Origin of the sequence: Kitasatospora sp. NPDC047058 (genome assembly GCF_040643935.1) — a bacterium.
GTDB lineage: Bacteria > Actinomycetota > Actinomycetes > Streptomycetales > Streptomycetaceae > Kitasatospora.
In genome coordinates this window covers 41,470-62,639 of the sequence record NZ_JBEYVJ010000004.1, presented here as the reverse complement: position 1 = coordinate 62,639, position 21,170 = coordinate 41,470, and the positions used below count along the sequence as shown (strand labels likewise).

Below are 21,170 nucleotides of genomic sequence, written 5' to 3'. Positions count from 1 at the left end.
CCCTCTGTCCCGATTCGGGCGCGAGTCGTACCCCTTACGGCGCATTGCGGAATCGGCACAGCGCGCCCGCCTGGGCATTAACGGGGCGGTTCTCGGTTAGTTTCCTGGCATGACTGTGCGAAGCGACAAGGCGCGCGGGAACGCGGGCGGGAACTCGAGAACGGGAGAGGCGGTCGTGCCGGAGGACACGGGAGCACAGCCGGGGGCGGAGGACGAGGGCCGGGACGAGGGCCGGGACGACGGTCGGGACGAGGGCCGGGAGGACGCCGGCGCGGACGGTGGCCGTCCGCTCGGCTCGCGCGCGCCGCACTTCATCCGGCGGTCCCGGCCGCTCCACCTGAGCTGGCAGGTGGCGGTCTTCCTGGCCGGGCTCGCCGTGGTCGCGTTCGGCGTGGTCCTGCTGCCGCTGCCCGGCCCGGGCTGGGTGGTCATCTTCCTGGGCATGGGCATCTGGGCGACCGAGTTCGTCTGGGCCCAGCTGGTCCTGCGCTGGACCCGCCGCAAGGTCGCCGAGGCCGCCCAGAAGGCGCTGGACCCGAAGGTCCGCCGGCGCAACATCACGCTCACCGTGATCGGCCTCGTGGTGATCGCCGGGATCGGCGCCTGGTACCTGGCCGAGTACGGGCTGGTCATGCCGTGGAAGATCAACGAGCACTGACCCCCGGGGCGGCCGCCACCGGTGTGGGCCGTCCGGGGGACCGGGCGGACGGGGTGCCCGGGGAGCGGGGTGTTCGGAGCACCCCGCCGGATGCGGTAATGTTTTCCCTGCACCCGGGCGATTAGCTCAGCGGGAGAGCACTTCGTTCACACCGAAGGGGTCACTGGTTCGATCCCAGTATCGCCCACCGGAATGCATTGTGATATGTGAGGCCCAGTCGATTATCGGCTGGGCCTCACATGTATTTCCGTAATACGCGGAACAGCCGCCTGAACAACTGCTCGGAAGTTCCCCCGGAATCGGGCTGAGGCGCAGTCATCTTCCGTCCGGAGTGCAAGTCCTGCAGGTGCGTCGGCAGTCCGCGACGGGGCCGAGTTGTACGACACCCCCCGAATGGTGCTACTGTTCTTCTCGTTGCCCGGGCGATTAGCTCAGCGGGAGAGCACTTCGTTCACACCGAAGGGGTCACTGGTTCGATCCCAGTATCGCCCACCGGACAGCACGCAGGCCCTGATCGGAAGACCGGTCAGGGCCTGCGGCGTTCGCGGACCAACCACGGCGGGCCAAGCAGGCAGACCACCACAGCAGTCCGGCTCACCGGACGCACCCGCCCACCGTCACCCCGCTCCGCTACGCCGCGACCTCGCAGCTGTGCTGCGGCGACAGCCGCCGCCCGCACCCGCAGCGGGCCGGCCGCAGCGGCCAGGAGAGGTCCACCCGCTCCGGCGTCCCCGTGCGGTCGAACCAGCTCTGCAGCCCCCGCGCCTGCGCCGCGTGCCAGACCGCCTGTCGCAGGTGCAGTTCCGCCGCCGACAGCCCGCCCAGCGCCGCCGGGTAGCGCCGACCGATCGCCCGGACCAGCTCCAGGGCCGCCGTCGCGTCCGCCGCCGCGTCGTGGGCGCCGGCCAGCTCGACCCCGTAGTGCGCACACAGGTCGGTCAGCGTGCGCCGGCCCTTGCGGTAGCGGTCGACGTGCTTGTCCAGAACCCGGGGGTCGAGCACCACGAGCCCGTCCGGGCCCACCACGTCCGCCAGCGGCACCGACCAGTGCCGGCGCAACTCCCGGTCCAGCAGGGTCAGGTCGTACGGCGCGTTCATCACCACCACCGGCCGCCCGGCGCGGGCCTGTTCGGCCAGGGCCCGGGCGACCTCCGCCACCACCGCCCGGGCCGGGCGGCCGAACGCGCGCACCCGCTCGTCGGTGATGCCGTGCACCGCGCGGGCGCCCTCGGGTATCGGCACGCCCGGGTCGGCCAGCCAGGCGGCGGTCTCCGCGGGGACGCCCGGGGCGGGCTGGACGACCAGGGCGGCCGAGACGATCCGGTCGGACTCGACGTCCACGCCGGTGGTCTCGGTGTCGAAGGAGGCGAGCGGGCCGGTGTACCAGTGCTGCTGCATGACTGCCCCTCAGGTACTGCGTTCCGAGAGGGTGATACCGCTCCTGACGTCCGCTCAACCGTTTGGCCGCCGCCCGGCCGGGCACCCTGCGGGCAGGTGTCCTGTTCGAATCCGGACGGGGCCCGGGTGCCGGGGGAGGCGACGGGGCGATGGCGCTGACCCAGCCGCAGCCCGAGGAGGCGGCGGCCGTCCTGCGGGGAGACCTGGCGGTGACGGCCTGCATGGAGACGCTGCAGGTCGGCTACCTGCACGCGGTCGCCGCCGCGGCCGGCTGCTCGCTCTCCCAGCCCTTCCCGGACAACGGGATCGACTGGCAGGTCAGCCACGGCTCCCGCGCCCACGACGTGGACGACGAGGTCACCATCAAGATCCAGCTCAAGGCCACCCAGCAGATCGCGCCCGAGCCGCGCGGCACGCACTTCAGCTTCACCCTGGACAACGACCACCTGCGCAAGCTGGCCCGCGCCCGCGTCGCGGTGCCGCGGATCCTGGTCGTGATGCTGCTGCCGCGCCGGGTCGACCAATGGCTGGCCGCCCGGCCGGACGCGCTGGAACTGCGGCACTGCTGCTACTGGGTCAACCTGGCCGGCCACCCGGTCACCGGGCGGCACCGGACCAACGTCCGGGTGCCCACCGCGAAGGTCTTCGACGACCGTGCACTGTGCGACATCATGGCGCGGGTCGGCGCGGGCGGCAGCCCGTGACGGCCCCGCCCCCGGCGGGGAGGAGCAGGACCATGACGCTGCCACACGGGCCGCAGGGCGCCGCCCGGCCGCTGCCCGACCCGGCCGCCGTCGACCCGGCGGTGCTCGCCACGCTGCTCGCCCGGCACGGCTGGGTCCGCCGCGGCGGACCGTCCGCCCGTTACGGGCGCTGGACGCCCCCGGACGACGCGGACCCCGGCACCAGCCTGCTGGTGCCCTCCGGCGACGGCTTCGACGACGCCGTCGAGCTGCTAGCCGACGCCGTGACCGCGCTGTCCCGCTCCCGCAGCCCCTCCGCCCGCTCGATCCTGCTGGCGCTGACCGTGCCCGGCGACGAGCTGCAGTGGCGGCGCGAGCTGCCCGGCCCGGCCGGCACCGCACCCTGGGACGACGCCGAGCAGCTCCGGCGGGCGGCCCGTGCGATGCTCGCGGCCGGCGCCAAGGCCGGGCGGACCAGGGCCGCCTACTTCGGCGCCCGGCTCGACGCCTGGGCCGGGGACTTCCTGGAGCACGTCCTCCTGGTCGAACCCGGCCTCGTACCGGAGAGCGGTGCCGGCCTCACCGCCTACACCCCCGCCCCCGAGGGCCGGGCCGCCGTGACCACGCTGGTCCGCGCCCTGGAGGCGCTGCGCGACGCCGTCGACTACCGGCGGGTCAGCGGCGGGCCGGAGGCGTTCGAGAACGCCGTCCAGGCCGGGGTCAGCCGGGAACTGGTGCAGTCCGTCGAGGAGCTGGTGCGCGGCGCGACCGCCGGCCGGCTCACCGTCGCCTGGTCGGCCGCGGCCGGGCCGCCCGGCGGCTTCGGGGACCGGCGGATCGCCCTGGAGTTCTCGCCCGGCGACCTGCCCGCCCTGGCGGAGGCAGCCGCGCTGCTGGAACGGATCGAGCCCGCCGTCGCGGTCACCGTGACCGGGGTGGTGGTGCGGCTCAAGCGCGCCGACCCGGCCGGCCCGGGCACCGTCCGGCTGCGGGTGCTCGGCGGCGCCGAGGTCAGCGAGGTGCGGGTCCGGCTCGCCGACCCGGCGTACCGGCTGGCCGCCGAAGCCCACCTGGCGGGCGCTCCGGTCAAGGTCAGCGGCCGGCTGGAGCGGCGCGGCGGCTTCCGCCGGCTCACCCACCCGCACGGCCTGGAACCGTGCGGGCTCGAAGAAGCCGAACGGCAGCGGCTGCTGAAGAGCCTGGGAGAAGGGGGACAGGGGGCGTAGGTGCACGGTGGGGGTGGTGCTCTCGGTACCATCGTCACGCGCAGCGCAGTGCTGCGTCCTATGAATCCAGCACGTCAGGAGAGACCGGTGACGGACGTCCGGGTAATCATCAACCGCGAACCCGATCGGGAAGAGCGCGTGGTGACCACGGGCACTACGGCCGCCGAGCTCTTCGCCGACGACCGCTCGATCATCGCCGCCCGCCTCGGCGGCCAGCTCAAGGACCTCGCCTACGTCGTCCAGGACGGCGACGAGGTCGAGCCGGTCGCGATCGGCAGCAAGGACGGCCTCGACATCCTGCGCCACTCCACCGCGCACGTCATGGCCCAGGCCGTGCAGCAGCTCTTCCCGGAGGCCAAGCTCGGCATCGGCCCGCCGGTCAAGGACGGCTTCTACTACGACTTCGACGTCGAGAAGCCGTTCCACCCCGATGACCTCAAGGCCATCGAGAAGAAGATGCAGGAGATCATCAAGCGCGGGCAGAAGTTCTCCCGCCGCGTGGTCACCGACGAGTCCGCCCGCGAGGAGCTGGCCGCCGAGCCGTTCAAGCTGGAACTGATCGGCCTCAAGGGCTCCGCCGCCACCGCCGGCGAGGGCGCGGACGTCGAGGTCGGCGCCGGCGAGCTGACCATCTACGACAACCTGGACGCCAAGTCCGGCGAGCAGTGCTGGGGCGACCTCTGCCGCGGCCCGCACCTGCCCTCCACCCGGCACATCCCGGCGTTCAAGCTGATGCGCAACGCGGCCGCCTACTGGCGCGGCAGCGAGAAGAACCCGATGCTCCAGCGCATCTACGGCACCGCCTGGCCGACCAAGGACGAGCTCAAGGCCCACCTCGACTTCCTGGTCGAGGCCGAGAAGCGCGACCACCGCAAGCTGGGCAACGAGCTCGACCTCTTCTCCATCCCGGAGGAGATCGGCTCCGGCCTCGCCGTCTTCCACCCCAAGGGCGGCATCATCCGCCGCGCCATGGAGGACTACTCGCGCCGCCGGCACGAGGAGGAGGGCTACGAGTTCGTCTACACCCCGCACGCCACCAAGGGGAAGCTCTTCGAGAAGAGCGGCCACCTGGACTGGTACGCGGACGGTATGTACCCGCCCATGCAGCTCGACGAGGGCGTGGACTACTACCTGAAGCCCATGAACTGCCCGATGCACAACCTGATCTTCGACGCGCGCGGCCGCTCGTACCGTGAACTCCCGCTGCGCCTCTTCGAGTTCGGGACGGTGTACCGCTACGAGAAGTCCGGCGTCGTGCACGGCCTGACCCGCGCCCGCGGCTTCACCCAGGACGACGCGCACATCTACTGCACCCGCGAGCAGATGGCGGAGGAGCTCGACTCGACGCTGACCTTCGTGCTCAACCTGCTGCGCGACTACGGTCTGACCGACTTCTACCTGGAGCTCTCCACCAAGGACCCGGTCAAGTACGTCGGCAGCGACGAGACCTGGGAGGAGGCCACCGCGGTCCTCGCCGCCGTGGCCGAGAAGCAGGGCCTGCCGCTGGTGCCGGACCCGGGCGGCGCGGCCTTCTACGGCCCCAAGATCTCGGTGCAGGCGAAGGACGCCATCGGCCGTACCTGGCAGATGAGCACCATCCAGCTCGACTTCAACCTGCCCGAGCGGTTCGACCTGGAGTACACCGCGGCGGACGGCTCGCGCCAGCGGCCGGTCATGATCCACCGTGCGCTGTTCGGCTCGATCGAGCGGTTCTTCGCGGTGCTGCTGGAGCACTACGCCGGCGCCATGCCGCCGTGGCTCGCCCCGGTCACCGTGACCGGTATCCCGATCACCGACGAGCACGTGCCGTACCTGCTGGAGGTCGCGGCCGAGCTGAAGAAGCGCGGGATCCGCGTCGAGGTGGACACCTCGGACGACCGGATGCAGAAGAAGATCAGGAACGCGCAGAAGGCCAAGACGCCGTTCATGCTGATCGCGGGCAACGACGACGTCGAGGCGGGCGCGGTCTCCTTCCGCTACCGCAACGGCGAGCAGAAGAACGGCGTGCCGGTGGCCGAGGCGGTCGCCGAGATCGTGGACGCCGTGGAGCGCCGCATCCAGGTGTGACGCCGTAGACGACGGCGGGTGCGGGGCAGTCTCCTCAGGGAGTCTGCCCCGCACTGCTTTGCAAGCCACGCCGGGCGAATATGCTGATCAGCATGACGACTGAGCCGGAACTGCAGCGGGGCGTCGGCGAGCCGGACGGCTTCCGCCGCCTGTGGACCCCCCATCGGATGGCGTACATCCAGGGCGAGAACAAGCCCACCGGCCCGGCTCCGGACGACGGTTGCCCGTTCTGCTCGATCCCGTCGCTGAGCGACGAGGACGGGCTGGTCGTCGCGCGCGGCGGCGCGGTGTTCGCGGTGCTCAACCTCTACCCGTACAACGGCGGCCACCTGATGGTCGTCCCGTACCGGCACGTCGCCGACTACACCGAGCTAGACGAGGCGGAGACCGCCGAACTGGCGGTGTTCACCAAGAACGCGATGACGGCGCTGCGGGCGGCCTCGGGGGCGCACGGCTTCAACATCGGGATGAACCAGGGTGCGGCGGCCGGTGCCGGGATCGCGGCGCACCTGCACCAGCACGTGGTGCCGCGCTGGGGCGGGGACACCAACTTCATGCCGGTGGTCGGCCACACCAAGGTGCTGCCGCAGCTGCTGGCGGACACCCGGAAGATGCTCGCCGAGGCCTGGCCGCAGGACTGAGCGGATGCGGAAGGGCCGCCGCCGGGGATTTCCGGCGGCGGCCCTTCCGCGTTCCCGGCTCAGCCGGCGTCGTACTGGTCGACCCTGAACGGGCGGCTGCCCTGCACCTCGGACTTGATGATCGAGGCGCGGTTCTTGAAGAAGCGCTCGGTGTCGAGGTCGTGCTCCTGGAGGAACTCCAGCGTGGCGGTGTGCACCGCGCTGAGCACCGGGTTGGCGACGTTGAGCGCGTTGTCGGTCATGGAGCGGGAGTTCCACGGCGGCGCGGCCCAGGCGTGCCGGAAGCCGAAGGGCTCGGGCAGGCCGAGGCCGCCGCCGAGCCAGGCGAGCAGGCCGGGCATCCGCTGGAACGGTGCGCGGACGGCCTGGCGGACCACCTCGTCGTTGTCGATCAGGGGGAGCTGGACGGTCTGCTCCTCCCAGAAGCGCACGGGCTTGGGGACCGTCTTCTCCTTCGGCTTGGGCTTGTCGAAGAAGACCCCGTTGACCGGTCCGAGCGCGTAGCCGGCCACCGTGATGTTCATGGTGTGGGCGAGCAGCACGACGGTGACGGTGAAGGTGATGACCAGCTTGCCGTCGTGGGTGACGAACTGGGTGGCGAGGTAGTGCCGGGGGCCGCCGGCGAAGGTCTGCTTGTCGGCGATGCTCTGGACGGCGAACTCGCGCATCCGGTCGCCGTCCATGTCGGCGCCGTCCGGGCGGCCGATCTCGTCGGCGCCCTCGCCGACCTCCAGCACCACCCACTGCTTGACGGCGACGCCGGGGATCCCGCTGTTGGCGACGTCGCTGATGCCGAGGCCCTTGAGGTGGCCGGAGATCTTGCGGACGAGGTCCCAGGGGTGGAAGGCGCGGTAGTCGGCGTGGCCGTCGGCCGGGCGCAGGTTGTCGACCAGCCGCCACTCGCCCCAGCGGCGACCGACGCCGAGGATGCCCTTGCGGCCGGCGTAGTGCTGGATGTTGGTCTCCTGCTCGGACTCCAGGCGGCCGAGCTTGGCGCGCAGGTCGGCGGCCTTCTTGTCCAGGTCGTCGCGGGGGACGGCCCTGGGGACGGTGGCGGCGACGGCGTTGCCCTCGACCAGGGCCGTCCAGCGGGCGCGCAGGTCCTGGGCGGAGGCGAGCACGATGCGCTTGGCGAGGTACCAGCCGATGACCGGGGCGAGCATGACCAGGCGCAGGTAGATGCCGAGCAGGCCGGCGGCGGGCGGTCGGACGGCGAGCAGCAGGGCGACGGCGACGGCGGCGATGAGCACCAGCGTGCCGTAGAAGGGGGCGTTCTTCGGGTTGTCCCGCTTGAGCCAGGCGCGGAGCTGGAAGGCGCCGAGCCAGAGCAGGGTGCCGGGCAGGAAGAGGAGGCCGGTGATGACGGTGACGGTGGTGAGCCGGCGGTCGCGGGCGGTCCGGAGGTCCTCGGCGGCGAGGCAGTGTTCGACGATCTGGCGGGTGTCGATGCCGAAGGACGGGACGAGCGGTTTGCGGTCGCCGCCGAGGGCGCGTCCGATCACGGCGCGGCTGAAGGCCTCGCCGAGGTTGGGGCGGAAGAGCGCGAACCGGCCCTTCTTCTCGCCGGCGTCGGTGACCGCGGTGACGAACTCGCCGATCTCGCCGTCGCGGTAGGCGGCCGAGGAGAGCGCCTGGGTGACGGCGGTCTGCGGGCCGGCGTCGGTCCGGGGTATCTGCGCACCCGGAGTCATGTCGAGTGTGGTCACGGTGGCGTCCCCTCCTCCCCTTGTCAGCGGCAGGTTACCGTGCCCCGGTAGTGCTGCGCCGATGATCGTCTGAAGTACCGTCACGTTCGGGCCACGTCGGGCTCGTGGGGCATGATGCCCGCCTTTCGCACCGGTGATGCCCCGGTCGGAGGGCCGGTGGGGCGCAATGGGGCACGATGGGCGCATGGAGCGATCCGAGGGAGCTGCGATGCGGGATCCGGTGCTGGTCTTCGACGGGGACTGTGCCTTCTGTACGACGTGCGCGGGCTGGGCGGAGCGGTACCTGCGGCAGACGCTGGCCTCGGGGGGCTGGGACGCGGTGCCGTTCCAGTTCGCGGACCTGGCGGAGCTGGACGCGCTGGCCGGCGGGCGCGGTGAGGTGTCCCGGGAGCGGGCCGGGCGCGAGGTGCTGTGGGTGACGCCGGCGGGCCGGGTGTACGGCGGCGCGCAGGCGGTGGCGCGGCTGCTGATGCGTTCGGGCGGGGTGTGGGCGTACCTGGGCGGGCTGCTGGCGCTGGCGCCGGTGCGGCCGGTGGCGGGCGTGGCGTACCGCTGGGTGGCGGTGAACCGGCACCGGATGCCGGGCGGGACGCCGGCCTGTTCGCTGCCGCGGGCTCAGCGGCCGGCGTCGTCGGTGTAGCGGGCGGCGAGTGCGGCGGGCATGGGTTCGTGGCGTACGTGGGCGCGGGTGAACTCGGCGGTGCCGTGGGTGAGTGAGCGCAGGTCGACGGGGTAGCGGATGAGTTCGAGTTCGGGGACCTCGGCGCGCAGCAGGGTGAGCGCGGGGCCGCCGGTCTCGGTGCCGAGGACGCGGCCGCGGCGGGCGGAGAGGTCGGTGAGGACGGCGCCGAGGTAGTCGTCGGGGAGCAGGACGCTGACGGCGGCGACGGGTTCGAGCAGCCGGATGACGGCGTGTCCGGCGGCGTCGCGCAGGGCGAGGGCGGCGGCGGTCTGGAAGGCGGAGTCGGAGGAGTCGACGGAGTGCGCCTTGCCGTCGGTGAGGGTGACCCGGACGTCGACGAGCGGGTGGCCGGTGGAGACGCCCTTGGCGAGCTGGGCGCGGACGCCCTTCTCGACGGAGGGGATGAAGTGCTTGGGGACGGCGCCGCCGACGACGTGTTCCTGGAACTCGAAGCCGGAGCCGGCCGGAAGGGGTTCGACCTCGAGGTCGCAGATGGCGTACTGGCCGTGGCCGCCGGACTGTTTGACCAGGCGGCCGTGGCCGGCGGCGGCGGTGCCGAAGGTCTCGCGGAGGGCGACCCTGGGTTCGACGGTGTCGACGTGGACGCCGTGCCGGCCGCGGAGGCGGTCGAGGACGACCTCGGCGTGGGCCTCGCCGGTGCACCAGAGGACCAGCTGGTGGGTGTCGGGGTTCTGTTCCAGGCGGAGGGCCGGGTCCTCGGCGACGAGCCGGGCGAGGGCCTGGGAGAGCTTGTCGTCGTCGGCCTTGCTGTGGGCCTCGACGGCGATCGGCAGCAGGGCCTCGGGCAGGGTCCAGGCGTCGAGCTTGACCGGGTGGCCGGGTTCGTGGACGGTGTCGCCGGCGCGGGCGCTGGTGAGCTTGGCGGCGCAGACGAGGTCCCCGGCGACGGCGTGCGGGACGGCGCGCTGGAGTTTGCCGAAGGGGCTGGTGAGGCCGGTGACGCGTTCGTCGCCGTCCTGGTCGGCGGGGTGTTCGGGGCCGGTGAGGTGGATCCGGGTGTCGGGGCGCAGGGTGCCGGCGTAGACGCGCAGCAGGCTGATCCGGCCGACGTAGGCGTCGCCGGTGACGCGGACGACCTGGGCGGCGAGCGGGGCGTCCGGGTCGCAGTCGGGGGCGGGGCGGGTGCGTTCGGTGGGGTCGGGGAACGTGGTGGTGATCAGGTCGAGGAGTTCGGTGGCGCCGAGGCCGGTCTCGCTGGTGGGGACGGCGGGGTGGAGCGTGCAGGCGAGGACTTCGCGCTTCATGCCGGCTTCGAGGGCGTCGGTGTCGAGGGGATCGCCGGAGAGGTAGCGCTCCATGAGGGTGTCGTCCTGGCCGGAGATGGCCTCGACGAGGCTCTCCCGGGCGGGGCCGGTGTCGGGGAGGGGGTCGGCCTGGCCGTAGGTGTGGCCGGTGAGGAGGTCGACGCTGCCGTCGGGGCGGCCGTCGTGGCGGACGGGCAGGAAGAGCGGGCGCAGGGTGTCCGGTCCGAGGTCGAAGGCGTCGTGGCAGGCGGTGAGGATGTCGTCGAAGCTGCTGCGGGCGATGTCGAGCTTGGCGACGGCGATGGCGCGCGGGATGCCTTCGGCGGTGCATTCGCGCCAGAGGGCGCGGGTGGGGGCGGTGACCGGGTCGGTGGCGGAGACGACGAAGACGGCGGCGTCGGCGGCGTGCAGGGCGGCCCGGAGGTCGGCGGTGAAGTCGGGGTGGCCGGGCGGGTCGAGCAGGTTGACCTTGATGCCGTTCCATTCGAGGGGGAGCAGCGAGAGCTGGACGGAGCGCTGCTGCTGGTGCTCGATGTCCTCGTGGTCGGAGACGGTGTTGCCGTCGGTGACGCGGCCGGCGCGGCCGACGGCGCCGGCGGCGTGGGCGAGTGATTCGGCGAGGGTGGTCTTGCCCACGCCGCTGCAGCCGATGAGGACGACGTTGCGCAGTTGGCCGGGGCCGGTGACGGTGGGCGCCTGGCCGGCTCGTGCGGTGCTGCGGTCGGGCATCGGGGTCTCCTCCCGTGGCGCCGGGGCTGACGTGAAAAGTCTAGGTGCGGTGTCCGCGGGGCGCCGGGTCGCGGCGCGCGGGGCGGCGGTCCCGGTGACCGTGCGTGTGCGTCCGTGCGCCGGGGGTGCCGGGCGGGCCGGGGGCCGGGGGCGGTGGGCGGTGCGGTGCGCCGGAGCGTGTCGTCGGCGTGGCTACGATGGGTGCGCCGGTTGGGCTGATCCAGTCGGCCGTCTGCCGCGCACGCCCGCCGCAGGCGGGTACCAGGGAGATCGGAGCGGTCGGGAAGGCCATGCTCAACAAATACGCGCGTGCCTTCTTCACACGTGTCCTGACCCCGTTCGCCGCGTTCCTGATCCGGCTGGGGGTGAGCCCGGACGCGGTGACGCTGATCGGTACCGCCGGTTCGGTGGCGGGTGCGCTGGTGTTCTTCCCGCGCGGGGAGTTCTTCTGGGGCACCATCACGATCACGCTGTTCATCTTCTCGGACCTGGTGGACGGGAACATGGCGCGGCAGCTGGGCCGGACGAGCAAGTGGGGTGCGTTCCTGGACTCCACGCTGGACCGGGTGGCGGACGCGGCGATCTTCGGCGGCCTGGCCATGTGGTACGCGGGGAAGGGCGACAACAACCTGCTCTGCGCGGTGGCGGTGTTCTGCCTGGCGAGCGGTCTGGTGGTGTCGTACACCAAGGCGCGGGCGGAGAGCCAGGGGCTGCCGTGCGACGTGTCGGGGCTGGTGGAGCGGGCCGAGCGGCTGGTGATCAGCCTGGTGGCGGCCGGGGTGGCCGGTCTGTCCACGTTCGGTGTGCCGTACGTGGAGTGGCTGCTGCCGGTGGCGCTGTGGCTGGTCGCGGCGGGCAGCCTGGTGACGGTGTTCCAGCGGATGCTGACGGTGCGCCGGGAGGCGTTCGAGGCCGACCGAGTGGCGGCCGGGAGCTGAAGGGGGCGGGCCTGCGGTGAAGGACCGACTGGTGTACTCGGCGTACGCGCTGGGCTGGGCGGTGCTGAGGCACCTGCCCGAGCCGGCCGCGCGCGGCCTGTTCGACGGGCTCGCCGACTTCGCGTGGCGCAAGCGCGGCAAGCGGGTGCTGCAGTTGGAGGCGAACCTGCTGCGGGTGTGCCCGGGGGTGGAGGAGGCCCGGCTGCGGGAGCTGTCGCGGGCCGGGATGCGTTCGTACCTGCGGTACTGGATGGAGTCGTTCCGGCTGCCGGTGTGGAGCCGGGAGCGGGTGGCCCGGGACGTCCGGGTGGAGGGCTTCGAGCACCTGCGGGAGGCGATGGAGTCCGGTCGCGGCGCGGTGATAACGCTGCCGCACATGGGCAACTGGGACCTCGCGGGCGCCTGGGTGGCGTTGGAGGGGTACCCGTTCACGACGGTCGCCGAGCGGCTGAAGCCGGAGCGGCTGTTCGACCGGTTCGTGGCGTTCCGCGAGAGCCTCGGCATGGAGGTGCTGGCGCTGACCGGCAGCGGGGTCAGTGTGGTCGGCACGCTGGCGCGGCGGCTCCGGGAGGGGCGGCTGGTCTGCCTGGTGGGTGACCGGGACCTCTCGGAGGCCGGGATCGAGGTGTCCTTCTTCGGCGAGGCGACGCGGATGCCGGCCGGTCCGGCGGCGCTGTGCCAGCGGACCGGGGCGGCGCTGCTGCCGGTGACGCTCTGGTACGACGGGCCGGTGATGCGGGCGCGGATCCACCCGGAGGTCCCGGTGCCGGCGGAGGGGGACCGGCAGGAGCGGACCCGGGTGATGGTGCAGGAGCTGGCGGGGGTCTGGGAGCTGGGCATCCGGGAGCACCCGGAGGACTGGCACATGCTGCAGCGGTTCTGGCTCGCCGACCTGCCGGTGCGTGCCACGGTGGAGGCAGCGGCCGGGCGTCCGGCGGCCCGCCCCGCGGCGGCCGCGGAGCCGGCCGGCGAGCCCGCCGCCGAGGCCTCCGGGTCCTGATCACGCCGTCCGACCGGCACCCGTCCCGAGAAAACGTGAGGAACCAGTGAAGATCGGCATCGTCTGCCCGTACGACTGGGACGTGCCCGGCGGGGTGCAGTTCCACATCCGGGACCTCGCCGAGCACCTGATCGGCCTGGGCCACGAGGTGTCGGTGCTGGCGCCGGCGGAGGACGACGAGGCGCTGCCGCCGTACGTGGTCTCGGCCGGCCGGGCGGTGGCCGTCCCGTACAACGGGTCGGTGGCGCGGCTGAGCTTCGGCATCCTGTCGGCGGCGCGGGTGCGGCGGTGGCTGAACGACGGCCGCTTCGACATCCTGCACGTGCACGAGCCGGCCTCGCCGAGCCTGTCGATGCTGGCCGCCTGGTCGGCGACCGGGCCGATGGTCGGCACCTTCCACACCTCGAACCCGCGCTCGCGGGCGATGATCGCGGCCTCGCCGATCCTGCAGCCGGGGCTGGAGAAGATGCGGGCGCGGATCGCGGTGAGCGAGTACGCCCGGCGGACCCTCGTCGAGCACCTCGGCGGGGACGCGGTGGTGATCCCCAACGGCGTGGACGTCGGCTTCTTCGCCGAGGCCGAGCCGGACCCGCGGTGGACCGGCCGTGCGGCCGCGGGGGAGCCCGGCACGATCGGCTTCATCGGCCGGATCAACGAGCCGCGCAAGGGCCTGCCGACGCTGCTGGCGGCGATGCCGGCGATCCTGGCGGAGCGGCCGGGGGTGCGGCTGCTGGTGGCCGGCAAGGGGGACGAGGAGGAGGCCGTCGCCGGGCTGGCGCCGGAGGTCCGCGCGCAGGTGGAGTTCCTCGGCATGGTCAGCGACCGGGAGAAGGCCCGGCTGCTGCGCAGCGTCGACCTGTACGTGGCGCCGAACACCGGCGGCGAGAGCTTCGGGATCATCCTGGTCGAGGCGATGTCGGCGGGGGCGCCGGTGCTGGCCAGCGACCTGGACGCGTTCAAGCAGGTGCTGGACGGCGGTGACGCGGGCGAGCTGTTCCCGGTGGAGGACGCGGAGGCGCTGGCGAAGGCGGCGCTGCGGCTGCTGGGCGACCCCGGCCGGCTGGAGGAGCTGCGCAAGGCGGCGTCCCGGCACGTCCGGCGGTTCGACTGGTCGACGGTCGGCGCGGACATCCTGGCGGTGTACGAGACGGTGACGGCGGGCGCGGCGGCGGTGGTCGGGGAGGACGGGCGCGGCGGTCGGCGCGGCCGGTTCGGGCTGGCCCGGGACTGAGGTCCGCCGCCGGGCGGGAATCCGGGGCGGCCGCGCGGGGTTGGGGTTGTCCCGGAGCGTACCGATCACCCCGACCCCTGGAGGCAACGATGCCGCAGATCTCCGTCGACTACTCGCCCGAGCTGTCCGGCGCGTTCGACCGCCGCGAGCTGGGCCTGGCCATCAACCGGCTCGCCGTGAAGATCATCGACGCCAGGCCCGAGGCCTGCAAGACCATCTTCCGGGAGGTGCAGGGCCTCGTGGTGGGCGAGAGCGAGGGCCCGGACACCCAGGTGTACGTGGAGTTCCAGATCTTCCCGGGCCGCACCCCGGAGGCCAAGGCGGCGCTGAGCGACGCCGTGCAGGCGCTGCTGGCGGAGAAGGTGGCCCCGGTGCCCGGCACCCGGCTGTTCACGGCGGTGAACATCGCGGACATCGACCGGGACAGCTACCGCAGCGCGACCATCGGCGGCTGAACGGCGGGCACCCGGTAGCGTAGCGCCCCGTGACTACCTGGATCTGGGCCGGCGTGGCCGTGGTGCTGTTCGGCATGTACCTGAGTTGGACGGCCGGCCGGCTGGACCGGCTGCACGCCCGGATCGACGCCGCCCGTGCGGCGCTGGACGCGCAGCTGGTCCGCCGGGCGTCGGTGGCGGTCGAGCTGGCCACCTCCTCCCTGCTGGACCCGGCGGCCTCGCTGCTGCTGCTGGACGCCGCGCACGCGGCCCGGCAGGCCGAGGACGAGCAGCGCGAGGTCGCGGAGAGCCAGCTCAGCATGGCGCTGCGCGCGGTGCTGGCCGAGCCGGAGCAGGTGGCCGCGCTGGTCGCGGAGCCGGGCGGCGAGGAGGCGGTGCGGGACCTCACCGCGGCGGTGCGCCGGGTGCCGATGGCCCGGCGGTTCCACAACGACGCGGTGCGGGCGGCCCGGGCGGTGCGGGAGCACCGGCTGGTGCGCTACTTCCGGCTGGCGGGCAAGGCGCCGTTCCCGATGGCGTTCGAGATGGATGACGCGCCGCCGCCGGCGCTCACGCCGGAGGGCGCTCCGGCGTAGACGAACGATGGTCCGGATACGGCCCGTTTGTCGTATCCCGCTGATCGGTCTGGACTGGATGGCGCATGAAGTGGCCCGTTTTTCTGCCTAACATAGGGCGATAGCACTGGTTCATCTTCGAGTGAGGTCTCACGTGTCCACCAGCCCCACCACCGCAGACCAGCCGCAGATCGGTACCGCCCGCGTGAAGCGTGGCATGGCCGAGCAGCTCAAGGGCGGTGTGATCATGGACGTGGTCAACGCCGAGCAGGCGAAGATCGCCGAGGACGCCGGCGCTGTCGCCGTCATGGCCCTCGAGCGGGTCCCGGCGGACATCCGCAAGGACGGCGGCGTCGCCCGCATGTCGGACCCGAACATGATCGAGGAGATCATCGAGGCGGTCTCGATCCCGGTCATGGCCAAGTCCCGGATCGGCCACTTCGTCGAGGCCCAGGTCCTGCAGTCGCTCGGCGTCGACTACATCGACGAGTCCGAGGTGCTGACCCCGGCGGACGAGGTCAACCACTCCGACAAGTGGGCGTTCACCACCCCCTTCGTCTGCGGCGCCACCAACCTGGGCGAGGCCCTGCGCCGCATCGCCGAGGGTGCGGCCATGATCCGCTCCAAGGGTGAGGCCGGCACCGGCAACGTCGTCGAGGCCGTCCGCCACCTGCGCCAGATCAAGAACGAGATCGGCCACCTGCGCGCGCTGGACCACAACGAGCTGTACGCCGCCGCCAAGGAGCTGCGCGCCCCGTACGAGCTGGTCAAGGAGGTCGCCGAGCTCGGCAAGCTGCCGGTCGTGCTGTTCTCCGCCGGTGGTGTGGCCACCCCGGCCGACGCCGCGCTGATGCGCCAGCTGGGCGCCGAGGGCGTCTTCGTCGGCTCCGGCATCTTCAAGTCGGGCGACCCGGCCAAGCGTGCCGCCGCGATCGTGAAGGCCACCACCTTCTTCGACGACCCGAAGATCATCGCGGACGCCTCCCGCAACCTGGGCGAGGCCATGGTCGGCATCAACTGCGACACCCTGCCCGAGACCGAGCGTTACGCCAACCGCGGCTGGTAGTCCCTGCCCGGCGGCCCGCTGCGTGGTGTGATCATCAGCGCGGCGGGCCGCTGCGCGTCGTCCGTACGAGAGTCTGAAGAGGTAGCAGAGTGTCCACTCCAGTCATCGGCGTCCTCGCCCTGCAGGGTGACGTCCGCGAGCACCTGGTCGCGCTGGCCGAGGCCGACGCGCTGGCCCGCCCGGTCCGCCGTGCCGAGGAGCTGGCCGAGGTCGACGCGCTGGTCATCCCCGGCGGGGAGTCGACCACCATGTCCAAGCTGGCGCTGCTGTTCGGCGTCATGGACCCGCTGCGCGAGCGGGTCGCCGCCGGCATGCCGGTGTACGGCACCTGCGCGGGCATGATCATGCTGGCCGACAAGATCCTGGACGGCCGGGACGACCAGGAGACCGTCGGCGGCATCGACATGACCGTGCGCCGCAACGCCTTCGGCCGCCAGAACGAGTCCTTCGAGTCCGGCATCGCCTTCAAGGGCCTGGACGACGCGCCGGTGCACGGCGTGTTCATCCGCGCCCCCTGGGTCGAGGCCGTGGGCGCGGGCGTCGAGGTGCTGGCCGAGCTGCCCGCCGCCGACGGGCCGGAGAGCCGGATCGTCGCCGTCCGCCAGGGCAACCTGCTGGCCACCTCGTTCCACCCCGAGCTGACCGGTGACCACCGGGTGCACGCCTACTTCGTGCGGATGGTCGAGGAGCACCTGGCCGCCTGAACGGCGCGGTGCTGACCGTGTGCGCTCCGGCGGTGACGACACCGGTAAGATCTCTTCTGTTCAATTTCCATTGGCGACGTAAAGGAGCTGGCGATGTCCGGCCACTCTAAGTGGGCTACCACCAAGCACAAGAAGGCCGTGATCGACGCCAAGCGCGGCAAGCTCTTCGCCAAGATGATCAAGAACATCGAGGTGGCGGCGCGCACCGGCGGTCCCGACCCGGCCGGCAACCCGACGCTCTACGACGCCATCCAGAAGGCGAAGAAGAGCTCGGTCCCGATCGACAACATCAACCGCGCCGTCAAGCGCGGTGGCGGCCTGGAGGCCGGCGGCGCCGACTACCAGACCATCATGTACGAGGGCTACGGCCCGAACGGCGTCGCGGTGCTCATCGAGTGCCTCACCGACAACCGCAACCGCGCCGCCTCCGACGTGCGCGTCGCGATGACCCGCAACGGCGGCTCGATGGCCGACCCGGGCTCGGTGTCGTACCTGTTCACCCGCAAGGGCGTCGTCATCGTCCCCAAGAGCGACGGCGTGGACGAGGACAAGCTGTTCGAGGTCGTCCTCGACCAGGAGCCCGAGGAGATCAACGACCTCGGCGACACCTTCGAGATCGTCTCCGAGGCGTCCAAGATGGTCGCCGTCCGCACCGCGCTGGTGGACGCCGGTGTCGACTACGACTCGGCCGAGGCCAACTTCCTCCCGAGCATGCAGGTCGAGCTGGACGTCGACGGCGCCCGCAAGATCCTGAAGCTGATCGACGCCCTCGAGGACAGCGACGACGTGCAGAACGTCTTCGCCAACTTCGACATCAGCGACGAGGTCGGTGCGCAGCTCGACGCCGAGTGACCGTTCGCACTCCCCGGCCCGGTGGTCCCGCGACCACCGGGCCGGTGTCGTCTGCGGCGTTGTCGGACCCGGGCGGTAGCCTTCGCAGGTCGCCGGGTCGGCGGCCCGCGGGCGAGTGGCGACCCCGCCGTGAGCCGAAGGGACGCGCCGGTGCCGAAAGGGAGAGAGCGAGGAGGCCCCGAGGTACGAGGGGCCTTGGAGCGACGACCGTCGGCACCGGGCCCGGAGCGGCCCGGAGGCGAACGGCGACTATCAGAGAGACGGGGCGTGACGTGCGGGTACTGGGTGTGGACCCGGGGCTGACCAGGTGCGGGATCGGCGTGGTCGACGGTGCGCCCGGGCGGCCGCTGCGGATGGTCGGGGTCGGCGTGGTGCGCACCCCCGCCGAGGCGGAGATCGGGCCGCGGCTGCTCCTGGTCGAGCAGGGCATCGAGGGCTGGCTCGACGAGCACCGGCCGGACCTGGTCGCCGTCGAGCGGGTCTTCGCCCAGCACAACGTCCGGACGGTGATGGGCACCGCCCAGGCCAGCGCGGTCGCGATGCTCTGCGCGACGCGGCGCGGCATACCCGTCACCCTGCACACCCCCAGCGAGGTCAAGGCCGCCGTCACCGGCTCCGGCCGGGCCGACAAGGCCCAGGTCACCGCCATGGTGCAGCGGCTGCTGCGGCTCGACGCCCCGCCCAAGCCGGCCGACGCCGCCGACGCGCTGGCGCTGGCCATCTGCCACATCTGGCGCGGTGGCGCGACGAACCGCATCGAGGCGGCCGTCCGCGCGGCCCGCGCCACCCCCCTGAAAGGAAGCAACCGGTGATCGCCTTCGTGCAGGGTCCCGTCGCGGCCGTCTCGGCCGGTGTCGCCGTCGTCGAGGTCGGCGGGGTGGGCATGGCCGTGCAGTGCACGCCGAACACGCTGGCCGGGCTGCGACCGGGTGAGCCCGTCCGGCTCGCGACCTCGCTCGTGGTCCGGGAGGACTCGCTCACCCTCTTCGGCTTCGCGGACGACGACGAGCGGGCCGTCTTCGAGATCCTCCAGGCCGCGCCGGGCGTCGGCCCGAAGCTGGCGCAGGCCATCCTCGGCGTGCACAGCCCCGACGAGCTGCGCGCCGCCGTGGCCGCCGGGAACGAGAAGGCGCTGGTGGCCGTGCCCGGCATCGGCAAGGCCAAGGCGGCCAAGCTGCTGCTGGAGTACAAGGACAAGCTGGGCGCCCCGCACGGCGCGGTGCCGGCGCAGAAGCCGGTCGCGGCCGGCCCGGCGCCGTGGAGCGAGCAGCTGCACTCGGCGCTGACCGGCCTCGGTTACGCTCCGCGCGAGGCGGACGAGGCGGTCGTGGCCGTCACCCCGGAGGCGGAGGCCCAGCAGTCGCCCGACGTCGGCGCCCTGCTCAGGCTCGCCCTCCGCGGCCTCAACCGTGCCCGCTGAAGCCATCTGACGATCTGTCCGTTTGTCGACTTTGGAGCCCAAGCCGATGAGTTTCCACGACTCCGACCCGGCCGACCGGCTGGTGACGGCCGCCGCCGACGGTGAGGACCAGGCGGTCGAGGCGGCGCTGCGTCCCAAGCAGCTGGACGAGTTCATCGGCCAGGAGCGGGTCCGCGAGCAGCTGTCCCTGGTGCTCCAGGCGGCCCGCAAGCGCGGCGCCGCGCCGGACCACGTCCTGCTCAGCGGCCCGCCCGGGCTCGGCAAGACCACCCTCTCCATGATCATCGCGGCCGAGCTGGGCGCCCCGATCCGGATCACCTCCGGGCCGGCCATCCAGCACGCGGGGGACCTCGCGGCGATCCTCTCCTCGCTCACCGAGGGCGAGGTGCTCTTCCTCGACGAGATCCACCGGATGTCCCGGCCGGCCGAGGAGATGCTCTACATGGCGATGGAGGACTTCCGGGTCGACGTGATCGTCGGCAAGGGCCCGGGCGCCACCGCCATCCCGCTGGAGCTGCCGCCGTTCACCCTGGTCGGCGCGACCACCCGGGCCGGCCTGCTGCCGCCCCCGCTGCGCGACCGCTTCGGCTTCACCGGCCACATGGAGTTCTACGCGCCGGCCGAGCTGCAGCGGGTGGTGCACCGATCGGCGTCGCTGCTGGACGTCGAGATAGACCCGGCCGGTGCGGCCGAGATCGCCGGCCGCTCCCGGGGCACCCCGCGCATCGCCAACCGGCTGCTGCGCCGGGTCCGCGACTACGCGCAGGTCCGGCACGACGGCGTGGTCACCGCGGAGATCGCCGCCCAGGCGCTGGACGTCTACGAGGTGGACGCCCGGGGCCTGGACCGGCTGGACCGCGCGGTGCTGGACGCGCTGCTGCGGCTGTTCGGCGGCGGGCCGGTCGGTCTGTCGACCCTGGCGGTCGCCGTGGGGGAGGAGGCCGAGACGGTCGAGGAGGTCGCCGAGCCCTTCCTGGTCCGCGAGGGCCTGCTCGCCCGCACCCCGCGCGGCCGGATCGCCACCGCCGCCGCCTGGCAGCACCTCGGGCTGACCCCGCCGCTGCAGACCCCTCCGGCCCAGGCCGCCCGGGGTGCGGCGACGGCCCAGCCGGAACTCTTCCGGGCCGACGAGGGCTGAACGGGTGACTCCGGGCCCGTCCGAGCGGGCCCGGCCCGGGGCGGGCGCCGGGCGGCGGGAGCGGAAAAGGCCCGGAAGGCCGGGGGAGGCCCGGGGAGAAGCCGGGGGAGAAGTCCGCGGAAACTGTGCAGGCCGAGGCTCGCCACTTTCGGCGGCAGGATGCGATGCTTGGCGTTGTCCGATCAGTTCGGGGTCGCCTAGACTCCGCCGGACCGCCCCTCTCACCTGACGGGCCGACCAATACCACACAGGCCGCCCGCCCGGCGGCCCGTAAAGGACCCTGGCTGTATGAGCTTCATCATCCTTCTCCTCCCCGTCGTCGCGATCGTGCTCATGTTCCGGTCGCAGAAGAAGCGGCAGCAGCAGATGCAGCAGATGCAGACGTCGCTGGAGCCCGGGGCGGGCGTGCGCACCATTGGCGGCCTGTACGCGCAGGTGAAGGCGGTCAACGACGAGACCGTCGAGCTGGAGATCGCGCCCGGCGTGGTCACCTACTTCACGAAGAGCGCGATCGCTGCGGTCCTGGACCCGGCGGAGTACGACGCGATCATCAACGGCCGCCCGGTGGAGGACGAGCTCGCCGAGGCCGAGGCCGAGGGTGCCGACGCCGACGTCGAGCCGGCGGACGAGAAGCCGCTGACGCTCACCAAGGACGGCGCCGCCGAGGCCGCCGAGGGCGGGGCTCCCGCGAGCAAGTAGTACGGTCGGGCACCAGCCCGGCGGCGCGGCACCGTGCCGCGCGCCCACAGGATCTCAG

At 72.7% G+C, this 21,170-nt stretch carries 21 protein-coding genes and 2 tRNA genes; 20 read left to right on the top strand and 3 right to left on the bottom strand.

The window, feature by feature from the left end; translation table 11 throughout:
• Window positions 1–175: 175 nt before the first annotated feature.
• The 3 genes from ABZ885_RS01300 to ABZ885_RS01290 all read left to right on the top strand — a co-directional run bounded on the left by ABZ885_RS01300 (window position 176) and on the right by ABZ885_RS01290 (window position 1,150).
• The gene (locus ABZ885_RS01300) at window positions 176–658 is read left to right on the top strand and encodes a TIGR02611 family protein (protein ID WP_360181790.1); all 483 of its coding nucleotides are present in this window, start codon (window positions 176–178) and stop codon (window positions 656–658) included.
• Between the two features lie 115 nt (window positions 659–773).
• Window positions 774–845: transfer RNA gene (locus ABZ885_RS01295), tRNA-Val, on the top strand.
• Between the two features lie 233 nt (window positions 846–1,078).
• Window positions 1,079–1,150: transfer RNA gene (locus tag ABZ885_RS01290), tRNA-Val, on the top strand.
• 138 nt (window positions 1,151–1,288) lie between these two features.
• Here the strand turns inward: ABZ885_RS01290 and ABZ885_RS01285 are convergent.
• The gene (locus ABZ885_RS01285) at window positions 1,289–2,056 is read right to left on the bottom strand and encodes a 3'-5' exonuclease (RefSeq protein ID WP_360181787.1); all 768 of its coding nucleotides are present in this window, start codon (window positions 2,054–2,056) and stop codon (window positions 1,289–1,291) included.
• 149 nt (window positions 2,057–2,205) lie between these two features.
• Here ABZ885_RS01285 and ABZ885_RS01280 point away from each other — a divergent pair, with 149 nt between their 5' ends.
• From ABZ885_RS01280 to ABZ885_RS01265, 4 genes are all read left to right on the top strand, one after another.
• Entirely contained in the window at window positions 2,206–2,760 is a 555-nt protein-coding gene (locus ABZ885_RS01280; protein ID WP_360181784.1) for a DUF4365 domain-containing protein, read from the top strand.
• Window positions 2,761–2,792: 32 nt separating this feature from the next.
• The gene (locus ABZ885_RS01275; RefSeq protein ID WP_360181781.1) at window positions 2,793–3,965 is read left to right on the top strand and encodes a hypothetical protein; all 1,173 of its coding nucleotides are present in this window, start codon (window positions 2,793–2,795) and stop codon (window positions 3,963–3,965) included.
• 87 nt (window positions 3,966–4,052) lie between these two features.
• A complete protein-coding gene (gene thrS / locus ABZ885_RS01270; protein WP_360181778.1) occupies window positions 4,053–6,032 on the top strand; it encodes a threonine--tRNA ligase in 1,980 nt (659 codons plus the stop codon).
• Between the two features lie 80 nt (window positions 6,033–6,112).
• Window positions 6,113–6,673, top strand: coding sequence for an HIT domain-containing protein (locus ABZ885_RS01265; RefSeq protein WP_360181775.1), 561 nt, complete (start codon window positions 6,113–6,115; stop codon window positions 6,671–6,673).
• Window positions 6,674–6,732: 59 nt separating this feature from the next.
• Here the strand turns inward: ABZ885_RS01265 and ABZ885_RS01260 are convergent, their stop codons facing one another.
• Window positions 6,733–8,379 (bottom strand): hypothetical protein, encoded by a 1,647-nt coding sequence (locus ABZ885_RS01260; protein ID WP_360181772.1) that lies wholly within the window; start codon window positions 8,377–8,379, stop codon window positions 6,733–6,735.
• Between the two features lie 184 nt (window positions 8,380–8,563).
• Between ABZ885_RS01260 and ABZ885_RS01255 the strand changes: the two genes are divergently transcribed.
• Window positions 8,564–9,019, top strand: a complete 456-nt coding sequence (locus ABZ885_RS01255) for a DUF393 domain-containing protein (protein ID WP_360181769.1) — start codon at window positions 8,564–8,566, stop codon at window positions 9,017–9,019.
• On the opposite strand, the gene ABZ885_RS01250 is transcribed toward ABZ885_RS01255, so the two are convergent.
• Window positions 8,995–11,055: an elongation factor G-like protein EF-G2 gene (locus ABZ885_RS01250; RefSeq protein WP_360181766.1), complete on the bottom strand. Its 2,061-nt coding sequence runs from the start codon at window positions 11,053–11,055 to the stop codon at window positions 8,995–8,997. The two genes, ABZ885_RS01255 and ABZ885_RS01250, sit on opposite strands and share 25 nt — an antisense overlap.
• Window positions 11,056–11,345: 290 nt before the next feature.
• Between ABZ885_RS01250 and pgsA the strand changes: the two genes are divergently transcribed.
• From pgsA to yajC, 12 genes are all read left to right on the top strand, one after another.
• Window positions 11,346–11,993, top strand: coding sequence for a phosphatidylinositol phosphate synthase (gene pgsA / locus ABZ885_RS01245; RefSeq protein ID WP_360181763.1), 648 nt, complete (start codon window positions 11,346–11,348; stop codon window positions 11,991–11,993).
• Between the two features lie 16 nt (window positions 11,994–12,009).
• Window positions 12,010–12,993, top strand: a complete 984-nt coding sequence (locus ABZ885_RS01240; protein ID WP_360181760.1) for a phosphatidylinositol mannoside acyltransferase — start codon at window positions 12,010–12,012, stop codon at window positions 12,991–12,993.
• 46 nt (window positions 12,994–13,039) lie between these two features.
• Window positions 13,040–14,224 (top strand): glycosyltransferase family 4 protein, encoded by a 1,185-nt coding sequence (locus tag ABZ885_RS01235; RefSeq protein WP_360181757.1) that lies wholly within the window; start codon window positions 13,040–13,042, stop codon window positions 14,222–14,224.
• Window positions 14,225–14,313: 89 nt separating this feature from the next.
• Window positions 14,314–14,679: an isomerase gene (locus ABZ885_RS01230; RefSeq protein WP_360181754.1), complete on the top strand. Its 366-nt coding sequence runs from the start codon at window positions 14,314–14,316 to the stop codon at window positions 14,677–14,679.
• Between the two features lie 74 nt (window positions 14,680–14,753).
• Complete coding sequence (locus ABZ885_RS01225) at window positions 14,754–15,254, top strand: hypothetical protein (protein WP_360181818.1); 501 nt, start codon at window positions 14,754–14,756, stop codon at window positions 15,252–15,254.
• A gap of 133 nt (window positions 15,255–15,387) precedes the next feature.
• Complete coding sequence (pdxS, locus tag ABZ885_RS01220; RefSeq protein ID WP_224278753.1) at window positions 15,388–16,299, top strand: pyridoxal 5'-phosphate synthase lyase subunit PdxS; 912 nt, start codon at window positions 15,388–15,390, stop codon at window positions 16,297–16,299.
• A gap of 89 nt (window positions 16,300–16,388) precedes the next feature.
• Window positions 16,389–17,003: a pyridoxal 5'-phosphate synthase glutaminase subunit PdxT gene (gene pdxT / locus ABZ885_RS01215; RefSeq protein ID WP_360181750.1), complete on the top strand. Its 615-nt coding sequence runs from the start codon at window positions 16,389–16,391 to the stop codon at window positions 17,001–17,003.
• 93 nt (window positions 17,004–17,096) lie between these two features.
• Window positions 17,097–17,855, top strand: a complete 759-nt coding sequence (locus ABZ885_RS01210; protein ID WP_360181747.1) for a YebC/PmpR family DNA-binding transcriptional regulator — start codon at window positions 17,097–17,099, stop codon at window positions 17,853–17,855.
• 272 nt (window positions 17,856–18,127) lie between these two features.
• Window positions 18,128–18,667 (top strand): crossover junction endodeoxyribonuclease RuvC, encoded by a 540-nt coding sequence (gene ruvC / locus ABZ885_RS01205; RefSeq protein ID WP_360181744.1) that lies wholly within the window; start codon window positions 18,128–18,130, stop codon window positions 18,665–18,667.
• Window positions 18,664–19,275, top strand: coding sequence for a Holliday junction branch migration protein RuvA (ruvA, locus tag ABZ885_RS01200; RefSeq protein WP_360181741.1), 612 nt, complete (start codon window positions 18,664–18,666; stop codon window positions 19,273–19,275). Before ruvC ends, ruvA begins: the two co-directional genes overlap by 4 nt.
• Before the next feature lie 46 nt (window positions 19,276–19,321).
• Window positions 19,322–20,413 carry a Holliday junction branch migration DNA helicase RuvB gene (gene ruvB, locus ABZ885_RS01195; RefSeq protein WP_360181738.1) on the top strand — a complete coding sequence of 364 codons (1,092 nt, stop codon included), beginning with the start codon at window positions 19,322–19,324 and terminating at the stop codon, window positions 20,411–20,413.
• 288 nt (window positions 20,414–20,701) lie between these two features.
• Window positions 20,702–21,112, top strand: coding sequence for a preprotein translocase subunit YajC (gene yajC / locus ABZ885_RS01190; RefSeq protein ID WP_360181735.1), 411 nt, complete (start codon window positions 20,702–20,704; stop codon window positions 21,110–21,112).
• Window positions 21,113–21,170: the final 58 nt, after the last annotated feature.

What these genes read in the sequence shown, in the direction of transcription:
- ABZ885_RS01210 (WP_360181747.1), top strand. Translation starts at nt 17,097, where the DNA reads ATGTCCGGCCACTCTAAGTGGGCTACCACCAAGCACAAGAAGGCCGTG.
- ABZ885_RS01285 (WP_360181787.1), bottom strand. Translation starts at nt 2,056, where the DNA reads ATGCAGCAGCACTGGTACACCGGCCCGCTCGCCTCCTTCGACACCGAG.
- ABZ885_RS01255 (WP_360181769.1), top strand. Translation starts at nt 8,564, where the DNA reads ATGGAGCGATCCGAGGGAGCTGCGATGCGGGATCCGGTGCTGGTCTTC.
- yajC (WP_360181735.1), top strand. Translation starts at nt 20,702, where the DNA reads ATGAGCTTCATCATCCTTCTCCTCCCCGTCGTCGCGATCGTGCTCATG.
- pgsA (WP_360181763.1), top strand. Translation starts at nt 11,346, where the DNA reads ATGCTCAACAAATACGCGCGTGCCTTCTTCACACGTGTCCTGACCCCG.
- ruvB (WP_360181738.1), top strand. Translation starts at nt 19,322, where the DNA reads ATGAGTTTCCACGACTCCGACCCGGCCGACCGGCTGGTGACGGCCGCC.
- ABZ885_RS01265 (WP_360181775.1), top strand. Translation starts at nt 6,113, where the DNA reads ATGCTGATCAGCATGACGACTGAGCCGGAACTGCAGCGGGGCGTCGGC.
- ABZ885_RS01250 (WP_360181766.1), bottom strand. Translation starts at nt 11,055, where the DNA reads ATGCCCGACCGCAGCACCGCACGAGCCGGCCAGGCGCCCACCGTCACC.
- ABZ885_RS01275 (WP_360181781.1), top strand. Translation starts at nt 2,793, where the DNA reads ATGACGCTGCCACACGGGCCGCAGGGCGCCGCCCGGCCGCTGCCCGAC.
- ABZ885_RS01280 (WP_360181784.1), top strand. Translation starts at nt 2,206, where the DNA reads ATGGCGCTGACCCAGCCGCAGCCCGAGGAGGCGGCGGCCGTCCTGCGG.
- ABZ885_RS01230 (WP_360181754.1), top strand. Translation starts at nt 14,314, where the DNA reads ATGCCGCAGATCTCCGTCGACTACTCGCCCGAGCTGTCCGGCGCGTTC.
- ABZ885_RS01225 (WP_360181818.1), top strand. Translation starts at nt 14,754, where the DNA reads ATGTACCTGAGTTGGACGGCCGGCCGGCTGGACCGGCTGCACGCCCGG.